Origin of the sequence: Pseudomonas sp. Lb2C2 (genome assembly GCF_052112205.1) — a bacterium.
Lineage (GTDB): Bacteria > Pseudomonadota > Gammaproteobacteria > Pseudomonadales > Pseudomonadaceae > Aquipseudomonas > Aquipseudomonas kilonensis.
The window spans coordinates 357,832-372,614 of the sequence record NZ_JAUTYW010000003.1; the positions used below are offsets into that span (position 1 = coordinate 357,832).

Here is a 14,783-nt window from a genome sequence, read left to right on the forward strand (position 1 = left end):
GACAGATTGCATTCGCGAGCAAGCTCGCTCCCACAGGGTTATGCGGTGCTCCTTCGGGTCAGGCCGCGTCGCTGAAATCGTACTGCAATTCGTTATCCACGGCGCTGATCCGCACCCCGGCCAAAGCCTTGCCTTCGAGCATGCGGGTCAGGAACTCGCGGCTCATGTCCGGCAGCAGGCTGTTGGTCAGGATGGTGTCGATCATGCGCCCGCCGCTTTCGGTTTCGGTGCAACGCGAGACGATCAGGTCGATCACTGCGTCGTCGTAGTCGAAGGCGACTTTGTGGGTGCTCTCCACGCGCTTCTTGATGCGGTTGAGTTGCAGGCGGGTGATGGCCTTGAGCATCTCGTCGCTGAGCGGGTAGTACGGGATCGTCACCAGGCGACCGAGCAAGGCCGGCGGAAAAATCTCCAGCAACGGTTGGCGCAGGGCCTTGGCGATTTCTTCCGGCTCGGGCACGTTCTGCGGGTCTTTGCAGACCTGGGCGATCAGCTCGGTGCCGGCGTTGGTGGTCAGCAGGATCAAGGTGTTCTTGAAGTCGATCACCCGGCCTTCGCCGTCCTCCATCACGCCTTTGTCGAACACCTGGAAGAAGATCTCATGCACGTCCGGGTGGGCCTTTTCCACCTCGTCCAGCAACACCACGCTGTACGGTTTGCGCCGCACGGCCTCGGTCAGCACGCCGCCTTCGCCATAGCCGATGTAGCCCGGTGGCGCGCCCTTGAGGGTCGACACGGTGTGGGCTTCCTGGAACTCGCTCATGTTGATGGTGATAACGTTCTGCTCGCCGCCGTACATGGCTTCGGCCAGGGCCAGGGCGGTTTCGGTCTTGCCCACGCCGGAAGTGCCGGCGAGCATGAACACACCAATCGGCTTGCTCGGGTTGTCGAGGCCGGCGCGGGAGGTCTGGATGCGCTTGGCGATCATCTGCAAGGCATGGTCCTGGCCGATGATGCGTTTCCTCAGGTGCTGGTCGAGGTTGAGCACGGTTTCCAGTTCGTTGCGGGCCATGCGGCCCACCGGGATACCGGTCCAGTCGGCGACCACCGAGGCCACGGCCTGGTAATCCACGGTCGGCAGGATCAGCGGGGTTTCGCCTTGCAGCGCGGTCAGGCGCTGTTGCAGGTCCACCAGTTTCTCACGCAGTTGGTGGCTTTCGTTGTCAGAAGCTTCGCTGTTGTCTTCGCTGTCCACCACGCCAACGCGTTCGCGCAAGGTGGCACGGGTGGCGAGCAGTTCGTCCACCAGGGTTTTCTCTTCGGCCCAACGGCCTTCCAGCTCGGCCAGGCGTTCGCGCTCGGCGCTCAGCAGGTTTTCGCTCTGGGTCTGGCGGCTGCCGATGACCACGCCAATCGCGTGTTCACGGGCGATGATTTGCAGCTCGGTTTCCAGCGCTTCGATGCGCCGACGGCTGTCGTCCACTTCGGCCGGTACGGCGTGCAGGCTGATGGCGACGCGGGCGCAGGCGGTGTCCAGCAGGCTCACGGATTTGTCCGGCAGCTGGCGCGCGGGAATGTAGCGGTGGGACAGCTTGACCGAGGCTTCCAGGGCTTCGTCGAGGATCTGCACCTGGTGGTGTTTTTCCATGGTCGAGGCCACGCCGCGCATCATCAGCAGGGCCTTGTCTTCCGACGGCTCGGCCACTTGCACCACTTGGAAACGGCGGGTCAGGGCCGGGTCTTTTTCGATGTGCTTCTTGTACTCGGCCCAGGTCGTGGCGGCCACGGTGCGCAAGGTGCCGCGGGCCAACGCCGGCTTGAGCAGGTTGGCCGCGTCGCCCGTGCCGGCGGCGCCGCCGGCACCCACCAGGGTGTGGGCTTCGTCGATGAACAGGATGATCGGCTTGGGCGAGGCCTGGACGTCTTCGATGACCTGGCGCAGGCGCTGTTCGAACTCGCCTTTCATGCTCGCGCCGGCCTGCAACAGGCCAACGTCAAGGCTGCGCAGTTCCACGTCCTTGAGGGCCGGCGGCACGTCGCCGGCGACGATGCGCAGGGCAAAGCCTTCGACCACCGCGGTCTTGCCCACGCCGGCTTCACCGGTAAGGATCGGGTTGTTCTGCCGGCGGCGCATGAGGATGTCCACCAGTTGGCGGATCTCTTCGTCACGGCCGACGATTGGGTCGAGCTTGCCGCTGCGGGCCTGCTCGGTAAGGTCGACGGTAAAGCGCTTGAGGGCTTCCTGCTTGCCCATGGCGCTAGGGGCCATGGCGCCGCTGGCTTCGCCCGGCACGGCACCGGCATTGAAGCCGTCGCTGGCAGTCAGGGCGTTTTCCGGCGAGTCGCCGACGTATTCGTCAAACCGTTCGCTCAGGGCTTCGACCTTGACCTTGTCGAACTCCGACGACAGGCCCAGCAGCGCGTGGCGCAGGCTCGGGGTCTTGAGAATGCCCAGCACCAGGTAACCGGTGCGCACCTGGCTTTCGCCGAACATCAGGCTGCCGTAGACCCAGCCGCGTTCCACGGCTTCTTCCACGTGGGACGACAGGTCGGTGATCGACGTCGAACCCCGTGGCAGGCGGTCCAGGGCTTCGGTCAGGTCGCGGGCCAGGCGCGCCGGCTCGATGTTGAACTGGCGAATGATGCGGTGCAGGTCCGAGTCCTGCAGTTGCAGCAACTGGTGAAACCAGTGGGCCAGTTCCACATAAGGGTTACCGCGCAATTTGCAGAACACGGTGGCGGCTTCAATGGCTTTGTAGGCCACGCTGTTGAGTTTGCCGAACAACGCGGCGCGACTGATTTCACCCATGCTCATGGCTCCTTGAGGTCTGTGAGGTGTTGGCCTGTTCGGCGTAATGCCGGGCCAGTATTAAATCGTTGGCATCTGTTTCGGGACGGCCCAGCCAGGTGTTGAAACCCAGGCGGAAACGCCCATTGAGTTGCAGTGCCGGGACTTCGGGTTGCTCCAGGACCAGGTTCAGGTCCCAGTCCAGTTCATGGCCCAAGTATTCGGCGACCCAGGCCACCAACTCGTTGAACGGTTGGCTGCCGGGCAGCATGCCCATGTAGTCAACTAGCTTGAGTGGCCCCAGGCGAATGCGGAATTTGTGCTGGCGATCCCACACGAAGCGGCCCAGGCAGAAGTCCACGCCCAGTTGGGCGTTGACACCGATTCGGCTGCGTTCAGGCAGTTCCAGCCATTGGCCGACGTATTCTTCGATCTCCACCGGCAGGCCGAAGTACTCGCCGAGGATTGCCTTCAAACCGTCCGGGTAGCGGGTTTGCGCCGCCAGGTGGCCGCTGTAGTGCAGCTTCGCCGTGTCGGGAATCAACCCCTGGTTGAGCAGGCTCGGCATGCCCCGGCCGCTGAGTGCCGCCAGGCGCGCCGACCAATAGTCATCGTCCGGGCGGTCGTGGCTGACCGTCGGCCGCGCTTCGGCCCAGGCCCGATAAAACAGGCTGAGCAGGCGATGATGGAACACATCGAGGAAGCGCTTGCTGGTGCTGTCGGCGTTGTTGCGCTGGCGTTCGCGCACGTATTCGGTGATGTGCAGCGGCATCGGGCCGTTGGGGCCGCCGAGGCCGAAGAAGAATTGCTCCAGGCGTGCCGGCGCACCGTCGCTGCCCGGTTGCACCGAGGCGAGGGTGGCCGGGGCGAAGGTACATTCGGCCCGTTGCCCGAGGCGCAGCGGGTCGTCGGCCAGGCGCAGGGAATGGCCCAGGCGCGGCAGCCCGGGGGATTCGCACTCGATGCGTCGCAGCGCCTGGAAGAAGTCATATTCCCAGGGCTCCTGGTGCATCGCCTCCAGGGTACTCACAGGGTCGGACGACGTCCGGGCTTGGCTTTCCATCGCATGATCTCGCCGCGTTCGGTGGTACGGATCACCGTCTCGGTAAAACTGTTGATCGACACGTAGCGTGCCAGGAAGCGCTCGAACACCGCGCCGAGCAGGAACACCCCGGTGCCGCGAAACGCGTTTTCATCGAATTCCAGGGTGATTTCCAGGCCTCGACCAAACACGATCGGGCCGGGCATCGGCAAGCGCCGGGTGCAGGCTTTGCTGCTGACTTCGCGCAGGCCTTCGATCTGCAATTGCAGCGCCGCGTCGTTGCTGTCGCCGTACAGGCGCAGCAGTTCACGCAGGGCGGCCGCGCCTTGGCCTTGTTCGCTCAACGACAAGTAGTTCAGTGACAACTGGCTGATCAGCCGCCAGGCCTTGGCGTCGTGGGCGTGGCTGGCCCGTGGGCGACTGGGCCCGGCCACGCAGCGCACGGCGCCAACCGGAGCACTGTCGGCCAGGGTGAAGTCGGTCTTGCCGTTGCCCACGCTCATGAACAGCGGCAGGTCGCGGTTGGTGCACAGCGCGGTCACGCCCAATTGACGCAGGTCGTGGCGATAGGGCGCTTGCTGGCTGTCCACCAGGCTGACGAAGGTTTCGCTGCCGATGTAGGTCGAGCGCGGGCCGTTGCGTCGTTGGTCGCTGGACAGCACGCGCGGTTCGCGGCGCACGGTGTAATAGGCCTGGTCGCGGCCGTAACGGGACGGATCGCGCACGGCGTAGAACGGCAGGAACGGCTGCTCCGGCCCGGTGCCGTGGCCGGTGAGGCCGTTCAGCGAATGCACTTCGAAATCCATCGGCCGGGTACGGTCGGCGATCACGTGGTGTTCGTTGACCCGATCCGACAAGTGAATGCGGTCCAGGCGCTTGGGAAACAGGTTGATGGCCGGGGTGCAGAACGGCAGGAACTGCGAAGCGCCGACGCTGCCTTCCAGGCTTGGGTCGTGACGGTCGAACAGCACGATCAGCTCCAGCTCCTGGCCGTCGCAACGCTTGACCGCGCGGCTCAACTGGGTGAAGTCGACAAACAGGAAGCGGTGGGGCAGGGCGAAGTATTCCTGCAACAGGCGATAGCCCTGGAAGGCACGCGGCACCACCGGCAGCGCGGCGTCGGCATCATCGAAGCCACGTGAGCGCAGTGCATCCTGGGGCAGCCGTTCTACCCAGTCACCGCCGGGCTTGCGGGCGAACACTGCGCAGGCATTGCCCAGCAATTGTTCGTAGAGGCGGAAAGGTTGTTCGTCGGCACCGCTCAAGTACAGCGGCAGGTTGTCCAGGGCCAGGCTGTTGAACGGCAGCTCGGCGCCGGTGCGCAGTGTGATGCGCAGGCCGGCCTTGGCTTTCGGTTCGCTGGCGGCCAGGCGCCCGAGCACGGCGGACGGGTTGCCGAAGTACTCGGCCTGGCTGACCTGCAACGGCCACAACGTCACCGCGTGGGCGGTGCGGTACTCGCAGCAGGTCTGGGTTTCACGCCCCAGGGCGGCACGCAGGACCGTATCGCGCGGCAGCGGGAAACCACTGCTCAGCGAGCCTTCGTCCGGGTCGGCCTGCAATTGCACCACGGTCATCGACGGCGTCGGCGCCAGGTAATGCGGGTAGGCGATTTCCAGCAGGTTGTGGGTGAAGGTCGGGTACTCGGCGTCGAGCTTGAGCTGCACCCGCGCCGTCAGGTAGGCGAAGCCTTCCAGCAGGCGCTCGACATACGGGTCGGCGCAGTCCATGCCGGACAACGTCAGCCGACTGGCGATCTTCGGGTATTCCTTGGCGAACTCCGCCGCGCTTTCGCGCACATGGTGCAGTTCCTGGTTGTACAGCTCCAGCAGGCGTGGGTTCATGAGCGTCTCCGCTGGTCGGCGTTGACCACGCGCACATGGCCGGTTTCCAGGTCCAGGTCGGTTTGCAGCATCAGGCGCAGCGGCACCGGCTGGGCCCAGAGATCGCCTTCGATCTCGAAACTCAACGCGTTGTGGTTCATCTCGGCCGTGGCCCGGGCCCGCACCCGCAGGGTGTGGCGCAGGATCCGCGGTTCGAAGGTGGCAATGGCCTGGTGGATCAAGGTTTCCAGGGCCGAGACATCGACGTTCGACGCGCTGTTGCCGGCCAGTGCCGGCAGGCCGAAATTCACCACCGACGTGCCCGCCGGGGTATGCAGCGTGGCATCGGCGCTGAGCAATGAGGTGGTGTTGAGCAGCCACGCCAGGTCACGCAGCACCGAGGCTTTTAATTGGGTCAGGGAGAGCACGCGCTTGTCGGCGCTTTCCTTGGGGTTGGTCGGATCGTCGTCGGTCAACCGGTCCAGCAGGGACGGTTGCAGGCGATCGCGGGTGGCGATTTCGGTTACCACCGAAAGAGCGCCGTATACATTTTTTGATCCCATTGGCCAGGGCCGCAGGAGGCGAACTGACTCACATCCGAGACCTCCAATGTTTCCTTGACCAGGCGTACTGCTTGAATTTTGGTCAAGCAATCGCGGCTGGGAGCGGGCATGTGTTCGCTGCGTTCGACCAAGAAGATCGGCACTTGGTTGAAAGTCTCCACACGCAGTTGCTTGTCTGGACCCAGGCTGAACTGGCAAGGCCACTCCATATCGAGCGCCAGGTGGCTCTGGTCAGGTTTTACGAGCGTACAGCGACCTTGAACGTCGATCAGGCTCACCGGATGTCCGACGAAAACTGCTTGAGTTGGGGCTGCCGGAGCGACTGTTTCCTGCCCGGCGCACGCGCTTAGACTGACGAGGCTTGCCGCCAGCGCCGAAAGAAACCAAGGGCTGCGCATCACGAAAGCTCCCAGAACCAGATGGCCTTGGATCTTGAGAACAGATCACCGCTCTTGGTCAGACCACGGTTCCACAGGTCGATGTGATCGCCAGTAGGTCGGCCGGCAGTGTCGCTATTCTGTTGGTAGCAGTCCTTGAAGAAGATGATTCCGGTCTTGCCCATCAGTGTTGTGCGGTCTGCCACGCTGGTGGTGTAGACCTTCGGCGGGCCGAGGCGGTTCTTCTTCCATAGCCAGTTGGCCAATGACTCCGCGCCGCGGGCATGTCCATGGGCGCATTTGGGATCCAGCGTATAAGTCGAAGTGTTGACCGGAAAGGTTTTTTCTCCGCACAAGGCGATGCTCATACGAATGGCGCACTGGTTGATATAGGGACCGTCGCAAGCCGGGCTGGCGGAGGGGTAGGGCGGATAGCTGTTCCACAAATTGACAAACGAAGGCTTGGCCATGACTCAGATACCACGTGGGAAAGAATTGGATTCGAGCAAGCACCAAACACCCCCGGCGCCTGGCACCGGGGGCGTGTTCGATTACACCTTGACGTTCTGACGGATGTTCCAGCCGAACTTGACCGGACCGCCTTCCTTGGTGCCGTCGGCTTTCTGTGGCTGGTAGTCCACCAGCACCTTGGCGAAGTTCAGGGTGACGTTTTCGGTCAGGCGATCATCGCCGCCCGAGCCGCCGGTGCTCAGGGACGTAACCAGCACTTCTTCCAGGTTGATGATCATGTACTCGACCTGGCTTTCACCGCCGGCCTTGCGCACGGTCAGCTTGACCTTGTCGATGTGCTTGCCGCTGGCGCAGTGCATCATCAGGTTTGGCGACGCCTTGTCGACGTACTTGGTCAGGGACAGGTCCTGGACGTTGACCTTGCCCGCACCACCGCCGCTGCCCACGTGCATGTTGCCGGACTGGGACATGCCCCAGCTCCAGTTCAGGACATCGATCTCGTCCTTGTGGGCTTTGTCCATGGACTCGCCCTTGATGTCGCCGATCTTGATGAAAATATCAACAGCCATGTTTTCTCCCTGTGTGGTCTCTACCACATTGTTTGGTTGACGCTGACCTTGCGAAATCTGTGAACTCAATGAAGATCTCCTGTGGACCACCCTGTGGCGAGGGAGCTTGCTCCCGCTTGGGTGCGCAGCGCCCACAAGAAGGGGCCGCTACGCGACCCAGCGGGAGCAAGCTCCCTCGCCACAAAGGGCCTCCACAGGAAAGCCCATTTCAACTGTTGTTTACGCGCCCTTGGCCGACGGCAGTTTCGATACCAGGCGCAGCGACACGGTCAGCCCTTCGAGCTGGTAGTGCGGGCGCAGGTAGAACTTGGAGTTGTAGTACCCCGGGTTGCCTTCGACTTCTTCAACGATTACTTCGGCTGCAGCCAGCGGGTGCTGGGCCTTGGTGGTCTCGGTGGAGTGCGCCGGGTCACCGTCGACGTAGTTGAGGATCCAGTCCTGCAACCAGCGCTGCATCTCGTCCTTCTCTTTGAAGGAGCCGATCTTGTCGCGCACGATGCACTTGAGGTAATGGGCGAAACGGCAAGTGGCGAACAGGTACGGCAGGCGCGCGGCCAGGTTGGCGTTGGCGGTAGCGTCCGGGTCGTCGTATTCGGCCGGTTTCTGCAACGACTGGGCGCCGATGAACGCAGCGAAGTCGGTGTTTTTCTTGTGCAGCAGCGGCATGAAACCGTTCTTCGCCAATTCCGCTTCACGGCGGTCCGAGATGGCGATCTCGGTTGGGCACTTCATGTCCACGCCACCGTCGTCGGTCGGGAACGTGTGGGCTGGCAGGTTTTCCACTTCGCCGCCGGACTCCACGCCACGGATGCGCGAGCACCAGCCGAAGTGTTTGAACGAACGGTTGATGTTCACCGCCATCGCGTAGGCGGCGTTGGCCCAGGTGTACTTGGAGCTGTCGGCGCCGTCGGTGTTTTCTTCGAAGGCGAAGGCTTCCACCGGGTCGGTCTTGGCGCCGTACGGCAGGCGCGCCAGGAAGCGTGGCATGGTCAGGCCGATGTAGCGCGAGTCTTCCGATTCACGCAGCGAGCGCCAGCCGGCGTATTCCGGGGTGGTGAAGATCTTGGTCAGGTCGCGCGGGTTCGACAGTTCCTGCCACGAGCCCATGCCCATCACGGTCGGCGATGCCGCAGCGATGAACGGGGAGTGCATGGCCGCGCAGACTTTCGACAGTTCGCCCAGCAGCTCGACATCCGGTGGCGACTGGTCGAAGTAGTAGTCGCCTACCAGGCAGCCGTAAGGCTCGCCGCCGAACTGGCCGTATTCTTCTTCGTACATCTTCTTGAAGATCGGGCTCTGGTCCCACGCGGTGCCCTTGAATTTCTTCAGGGTCTTGTGCAGGTCGGTCTTGGAGATGTTGAGCACGCGGATCTTGAGCTGCTCATCGGACTCGGTGTTGTTGACCAGGTAGTGCAGGCCACGCCAGGCGCTTTCCAGTTGCTGGAAGTCGGGGTGGTGGATGACCTGGTTGACCTGGGCGGTGAGCTTGGCGTCGATGGCGGCGATGATCGATTCGATCGACTTGATGGCGTCATTGGACACCAGGTCGGTCTGCGCCAGGGCCTGCTCGGCCAGGGTGCGCACGGCCGTTTCGACGGCTTCGCGGGCGCGCTCGGTCTTGGGTTTGAATTCTTGCAGCAGCAGGGACGCGAACTCGCTGGTTTCTTCGGTTGCGCCCAGGTTTTGCAAGCCTTCGCGAGCTGTATTGTCAGTCATGATCATTGGTCCTGTGCTGGCTTCGGCGCGCTCGCCAGGGCCTGCAACAGCGCTGGGTCCTTGATCGCCTTCATGATGATTTCTTCGGCACCGGTCTTGCCGTCCATGTAGGTCAGCAGGTTGGCCAACTGGGTGCGCGCTTCGAGCAGCTTGTTCAGCGAGTCGACCTTGCGGGCCACGGCCGCCGGGCTGAAGTCGTCCATGCTTTCGAACGTCAGGTCCAGGCTCAGGTTGCCTTCGCCGGTCAATTCGTTAGGCACATGGAACGCCACGCGCGGCTGCATGGCCTTGAGGCGCGAGTCGAAGTTATCGACGTCGATCTCGAGGAACTTGCGATCAGCCACCGCTGCCAGAGGCTCGGCGGGCTTGCCGGCGAGGTCGGCCATCACGCCCATGACGAAGGGCAACTGGACCTTTTTCTCGGCGCCGTAGAGCTCGACGTCGTACTCGATCTGCACTCGAGGCGCGCGGTTGCGCGCGATGAATTTCTGAGAACTTTGCTTCGCCACGTTGCTGCTCCTGGTCGCTTGAGCGACGGTGTTGGCGTCATCGGGGGTACCGGTGACGTGACTGCGTGATCCGTTCGCTTTTTATTCGCTGTCTGGGCCGCGCAGGTTTTCAAATTGACTCATGCCGTCGGGAATCAGGTTGCGCACGATGGCCGCGAAGTCGGCGTGCACCAGATTCTTGGCCCGGTTCAACAGCACCGGCAGCGGGCTGGAGGGCTCATGACGGGTGTAGTAAGCGAGAATCCGGTCCAGGCTGCGCAGCACGTCGTCGCGGTTGTTGATTTCGCCGCTGACGGTGCTCGTGCTGGTGTTGCGCGGTGTACTTGGCGCGCTGGCATATTCAGTTGGCGCGGCGCTGTCGTCGCTGACCGGATCGGACAAGGCGCTGTCGCCGCTCTGCGGGGCGAACTGGCCGAGAATCTGCAGGGCCATCTTCAGCGGTTGCTTCAGCGGGCCAAGGTCCACGCCTTGGGCGGAACCGACCTGGTCGCTGACCTGTTGTTCGATGGCTTCGGCGGCGCTGCGGGCTTCGAGCAGGGCGGCGCGGGTGATTTCCAACTGCTCGGGGTCGCTGTCGAGCAGGGCCCCGGCGAGCTGTTCGGCGCCGAGGTTTTCATCCGGGAAACTTTGCAGGCCGCTGGCGTTGGCGGCGGCGCGCAGGCTGACGGCACCGAAGGTCCGCGAACGGGCCAGGATGCTCTCGCGCAGCAGGCGAATGGTGATATCGGACGTCAGGCCGGCGAGGGCATTGATGCGTACGGTGGGGTCGTTGTCGTCATCGGCGTCCAGGCGCGGATGCAGCTCGGCCCAGTATTGCTTGAGCAGTTCGCTGATCAGCGTCAGCACACGGGCCATGCCCGGCAGGCCTTCGAGGGCCAGGGAGCTTTGCAACAGGAAATGGGTGATGCGCAGGTCTTTGCTGCGTTGCAGCAAGTCCAGGCTCTGCTGCTGGATGCTGCGCCATTCAGGAGGCTCGGCAGGCAGGATCGAATCGCCCATGCTGCGCTCGGGCTGACCCCGGGAGTCGCGTTCCAGGCGCAAGAAATCCGCGTCATATTCCAAATCTTCACCGCACGGCGAAGTCGCGGAAACGGCGGCGAGCAACAAAGGCACATCCACTTGGATCGATCTCCCTATCACCCGCTGAAGAAGTCGGGCAGTTCACACGTAAGTTTCGGATGAAACTCACATGTTCCTTGACGGTAATGGCCTTTTAAATCTTAAGTGATTTTAAAGTGCCATCATCTATATTCAAGAAGTTGTGCATTTTTGGTGTAGTACTTATCGCTTGTCAAGGTAAGCTATTTCACCAGTGTAGCCCCTCTGTAACAGTTGTGATGCGCTTAACAGCCTGCTCGACCCATCGGTCGAAGCGGCAACTGACGTGGGGTTTTTGTCACGCAAGCCGGTTATGATCAGCAATCATGCTGGCAAAAAGCCGTTTCGCGGTGGTTGGCAAGGTTGTTGGTGGGTAGTCAGGGCCTCAATCCTCACTTCACCCGCCCGCGCGCGATGTATTAGCAAGGAGGCAAGATGCCGCTGTGTTTGACTATCACTAGTTATCACAAGATTACCCCAGGCCAGTGTTCTGAAAAGTCCATGGATCAGGGGGTGATGGCAATTGGCCGTAATTCCGATAATGACTGGGTATTGCCGGACCCTGAGCGTCTGGTTTCCGGCAAACATTGCGTTATCCAATACAAAGATGGGCGTTATTACTTAACCGATAACAGCACTAATGGTGTGGAATTGGTCAAGGCCGGTGTTCGCCTGCGCAAGGGCAACAGCGAACCCCTGCAAGATGGCGAAGTGATCCGCATCGGTGATTATGAAATCCAGGCGCGCGTCGATTTCAGCCTGCCGGTCACCGACAGCAACCCGTTTGCCGAATCGCCCAGCAGTTTCGAGGCCTTGATGGGGCGCCAGGGCGCAGCGGTGCATACACCGTCGCCGATGCATGCGCCATCGCCGATCCAAGTGACGTCGCCTGCGCATTTCCAGGGTGGGTCGGCCATGGACACCTTGCCGGATCTGTTCGATTTCTTGAGCCCGAGCAGTGTCCCGCCCGCCACCCAGCCCGACCATGTGCCGGCCGAGCAACACGATTTCCGCCCGCCGACACCGATTCCCCGGCCGAGCCCGCCGCCCGTGGTGGAGCCGGTGATGCCGCCGTCTGCCTCGGTGATTCCGGACGACTGGGACCCGTTCAGCGACAAACCCGCACCAGTGGCGGTTGCCCCGCTGCCCGTGGCCCCGCCGCCTGTGCCGCTACCGCCAGTGGTTGAGCCGGTCGCGACGCCTGCCCCGCAGGCTCCGCTCGCCGACATCTTTGCTGAAATCATTGCACCGCCGCCGGCAGCCGTGCCTGAAGCGTCGGTCACCCGCGTCGAGCCCCCGGTCGCAGCTCCAGTTGCTCCAGTTGCTCCAGTTGCTCCAGTTGCTCCAGTCGTCCCGGTCGAGGCCAATCAACCCGACTTGCTGCAAGCGTTCCTGCGCGGTGCCGGGCTGGACCAGTTGCGCCTGGACAAGGCCAACGCCGAAGCACAGATGGAAAGCATCGGGCGCAGTTATCGGTTGATGGTCGAAGGCCTGATCGATGTCTTGCGCGCCCGCAGCAGCCTCAAGGGTGAGTTCCGTATCCAGCAGACGATGATCCAGCCGGTGGAAAACAACCCGCTGAAATTCGCCCCCAATGTCGATGAAGCCCTGCTGTTGCTGTTGCGCCACGGCAACCAGGCGTTCATGGCCCCGGACGCGGCGGTGCGTGACAGTTTCGATGACTTGCGGGCCCACCAACTGGCGGTGATGGCCGGTGTGGAAGCGGCCATCAAGCATTTGCTGGGGCGCTTCGAGCCGGCGCAACTGGAAGAACGCATGGCCAAGCCCGGTGGGCTCTCGGGTATTTTCAGCGGCTCGCGACAGGCCCAGTACTGGCAGCAGTTCACCGAGCTCTACAGCAACATTTCCCGGGAGGCCCAAGAGGATTTCCAGGACCTGTTCGGTCGCGAGTTCAGCCGCGCCTACGAAGAACACAGTACGCGACAGCGACGCCGCTAAGCGGCGCCGTCCCATAACAAGATTGATCGGCACACAACGGATAGCTCAAACGTCATTGAGGACGCAGGATGATTCCCAGGTTTTTACTCGCAGTCGCTACCGTGCTTCTGCTGACGGCGTGCGCCAAGGATGCGGCCAATCCCCAGCCCGAAGAAGCTGAGGCCGACACCGCCGCCATCGAGCTGCACTTTCACGCCATTGCCGGCCTCAACCCCGGCGCCACCGGCCAGCCGGCCCCGGTCAGGGTGCGCATTTTCGAACTGAAAAATGCCGCCACCTTTGGCCGTTCCGATTATTTCGCCCTGGCCGAACGGGCCCAGGCCACGCTGGGCGCCGACCTCATCGACCAGGACGAAGTGCTGATCCAGCCCGGCCAGCAACTGAGCCTGCAACGCGACCTCGACCCGGCCACGCGGCACATCGGAATACTGGTGGGCTATCGCGAACTGGACCAGTCGCTGTGGCGCACGGTGATGAATGTCCCGGCGCGCGAATACACCGAATACCAGATCAGCCTCGATGTGCGCGCCGTGCGCAGCGCCGTCGTCGTCCCCCCATCCAGCCCTGCCCAATAAGCAATCGGAGCCCCCATGTCCTGGAACAATCGCGTGGTCTGGTCGGAAGGCATGTTCATTGGAACGCAGCACTTCCAACAGCATGACCGTTACCTGGAAAACCTCATCGACGCACGCAGCCGCCCGTTGTCGGCCGGCGCCTGGGGTTTTTCCGAATTGCTGATCGACCAGGGCCTGCTGGCCCAGGGCAAGCTGGCAATCATCTCGGCGCGCGGTCTGCTGCCGGACGGTACGCCCTTCAACATTCCCCAGGATGACCTGGCGCCGATCCCATTGAACGTCGACGACAACCTGCGCGACGGCCTGGTGTACCTGGCCTTGCCGCTCAAGCGCGCCGGCGCCCGGGACACCGTGGACGCAGGCGAAGACCTCGGCGCTGCGCGTTATGTGAGCCAGGTGTGCGAAGTGCGCGACGACAACGCACCGTTCGAAAACCGCGCACCGGTGGCCCTCGGCTCGCGGGCGCTGCGGTTGCTGACCGAGCAGGATGGCATCGGCGACTACGCCGCCATCGGCGTGGTGCGCATCAAGGAAAAACGCGCCGACCGTGCATTGGTGCTCGACGACGCCTACATCCCGCCGCTGCTGGATGTGATCGCCTCCAAACCGCTGGCGGCGTTCCGCAGTGAACTGCTGGGCCTGCTGCATCAACGCGGCGAAGCCCTGGCCGGGCGGGTGGTGGCGTCCGGCGCCGGTGGCGCCTCGGAAATTGCCGATTTCATGCTGTTGCAACTGGTCAACCGCGCCCAGCCGCTGATCCAGCACCTGAGCCAACTGAGCCCGCTGCATCCTGAGCGTTTCTACAGCGAGCTGGTGAGCCTGGCCGGGGAGTTCTCCACGTTCACCGCGTCCGGGCGACGACCGCAACAATATCCGCCTTACCAGCACGATGACCTGGCGCTCAGCTACGCGCCTGTGATGCAGGCCCTGCGCGAAGCCTTGTCGATGCTGATCGACAGCAAGGCGACACCGATTCCGATTGTCGAGAAAGCCTACGGCATCCACGTGGCGATGCTGGCCGACAAGACCCTGCTCGACAGTGCCAGTTTCATCCTGGTGGTGCGCGCCGACGTGCCGGCCGAGACCCTGCGCGGCCGCTTCGGCCAGCAGAGCAAGGTCGGTTCGGTGGAGCACATCCGCGACCTGGTCAACCTGCAACTGCCGGGCATCGGCCTGCTGCCGTTGCCAGTGGCGCCGCGGCAGCTGCCGTACCACGCCGGTTCCACTTACTACGAGCTCGACCGGGGCAGCGATCACTGGCAACAGTTGAGCAACTCCGGCGGGTTTGCGTTCCACATCGCCGGCCAGTTCCCAGGGCTGAACCTGGCCTTCTGGGCGATCCGAGGATAAACC

13 protein-coding genes are annotated in these 14,783 nt (G+C 63.0%); 3 read left to right on the top strand and 10 right to left on the bottom strand.

The window, feature by feature from the left end; genetic code table 11:
- Window positions 1-58 precede the first annotated feature (58 nt).
- The 10 genes from tssH to tssA all read right to left on the bottom strand — a co-directional run bounded on the left by tssH (window position 59) and on the right by tssA (window position 10,917).
- Window positions 59-2,749: a type VI secretion system ATPase TssH gene (gene tssH / locus Q7F16_RS09860; RefSeq protein ID WP_046064495.1), complete on the bottom strand. Its 2,691-nt coding sequence runs from the start codon at window positions 2,747-2,749 to the stop codon at window positions 59-61.
- On the bottom strand, window positions 2,742-3,791 hold the full coding sequence (gene tssG / locus Q7F16_RS09865) for a type VI secretion system baseplate subunit TssG (RefSeq protein ID WP_409555720.1): 1,050 nt from the start codon (window positions 3,789-3,791) through the stop codon (window positions 2,742-2,744). The genes tssH and tssG overlap by 8 nt, the downstream gene beginning before the upstream one ends.
- On the bottom strand, window positions 3,755-5,614 hold the full coding sequence (gene tssF / locus Q7F16_RS09870) for a type VI secretion system baseplate subunit TssF (protein WP_046064494.1): 1,860 nt from the start codon (window positions 5,612-5,614) through the stop codon (window positions 3,755-3,757). Before tssF ends, tssG begins: the two co-directional genes overlap by 37 nt.
- A complete protein-coding gene (gene tssE / locus Q7F16_RS09875; protein ID WP_003206934.1) occupies window positions 5,611-6,123 on the bottom strand; it encodes a type VI secretion system baseplate subunit TssE in 513 nt (170 codons plus the stop codon). The genes tssF and tssE overlap by 4 nt, the downstream gene beginning before the upstream one ends.
- Complete coding sequence (locus Q7F16_RS09880; RefSeq protein ID WP_409555721.1) at window positions 6,117-6,554, bottom strand: hypothetical protein; 438 nt, start codon at window positions 6,552-6,554, stop codon at window positions 6,117-6,119. Before Q7F16_RS09880 ends, tssE begins: the two co-directional genes overlap by 7 nt.
- Complete coding sequence (locus Q7F16_RS09885; protein ID WP_046064492.1) at window positions 6,554-7,003, bottom strand: type VI secretion system amidase effector protein Tae4; 450 nt, start codon at window positions 7,001-7,003, stop codon at window positions 6,554-6,556. Before Q7F16_RS09885 ends, Q7F16_RS09880 begins: the two co-directional genes overlap by 1 nt.
- Window positions 7,004-7,084: 81 nt before the next feature.
- Window positions 7,085-7,573: an Hcp family type VI secretion system effector gene (locus tag Q7F16_RS09890; RefSeq protein ID WP_003206927.1), complete on the bottom strand. Its 489-nt coding sequence runs from the start codon at window positions 7,571-7,573 to the stop codon at window positions 7,085-7,087.
- Window positions 7,574-7,792: 219 nt separating this feature from the next.
- Window positions 7,793-9,289 carry a type VI secretion system contractile sheath large subunit gene (gene tssC / locus Q7F16_RS09895; RefSeq protein ID WP_046064491.1) on the bottom strand — a complete coding sequence of 499 codons (1,497 nt, stop codon included), beginning with the start codon at window positions 9,287-9,289 and terminating at the stop codon, window positions 7,793-7,795.
- Between the two features lie 2 nt (window positions 9,290-9,291).
- Complete coding sequence (gene tssB, locus Q7F16_RS09900; protein ID WP_003206923.1) at window positions 9,292-9,798, bottom strand: type VI secretion system contractile sheath small subunit; 507 nt, start codon at window positions 9,796-9,798, stop codon at window positions 9,292-9,294.
- Window positions 9,799-9,879: 81 nt separating this feature from the next.
- A complete protein-coding gene (tssA, locus tag Q7F16_RS09905; protein WP_014340885.1) occupies window positions 9,880-10,917 on the bottom strand; it encodes a type VI secretion system protein TssA in 1,038 nt (345 codons plus the stop codon).
- Window positions 10,918-11,331: 414 nt separating this feature from the next.
- On the opposite strand from tssA, the gene tagH reads away from it, so the two are divergent.
- The 3 genes from tagH (at window position 11,332) to tssK (ending at window position 14,780) form a co-directional block, all read left to right on the top strand.
- Window positions 11,332-12,855 (top strand): type VI secretion system-associated FHA domain protein TagH, encoded by a 1,524-nt coding sequence (tagH, locus tag Q7F16_RS09910; RefSeq protein ID WP_409555722.1) that lies wholly within the window; start codon window positions 11,332-11,334, stop codon window positions 12,853-12,855.
- A 68-nt stretch (window positions 12,856-12,923) separates the two neighbouring features.
- Window positions 12,924-13,430 (top strand): type VI secretion system lipoprotein TssJ, encoded by a 507-nt coding sequence (gene tssJ, locus Q7F16_RS09915; protein ID WP_014340883.1) that lies wholly within the window; start codon window positions 12,924-12,926, stop codon window positions 13,428-13,430.
- Between the two features lie 15 nt (window positions 13,431-13,445).
- Window positions 13,446-14,780, top strand: coding sequence for a type VI secretion system baseplate subunit TssK (gene tssK / locus Q7F16_RS09920; protein ID WP_014340882.1), 1,335 nt, complete (start codon window positions 13,446-13,448; stop codon window positions 14,778-14,780).
- Window positions 14,781-14,783: the final 3 nt, after the last annotated feature.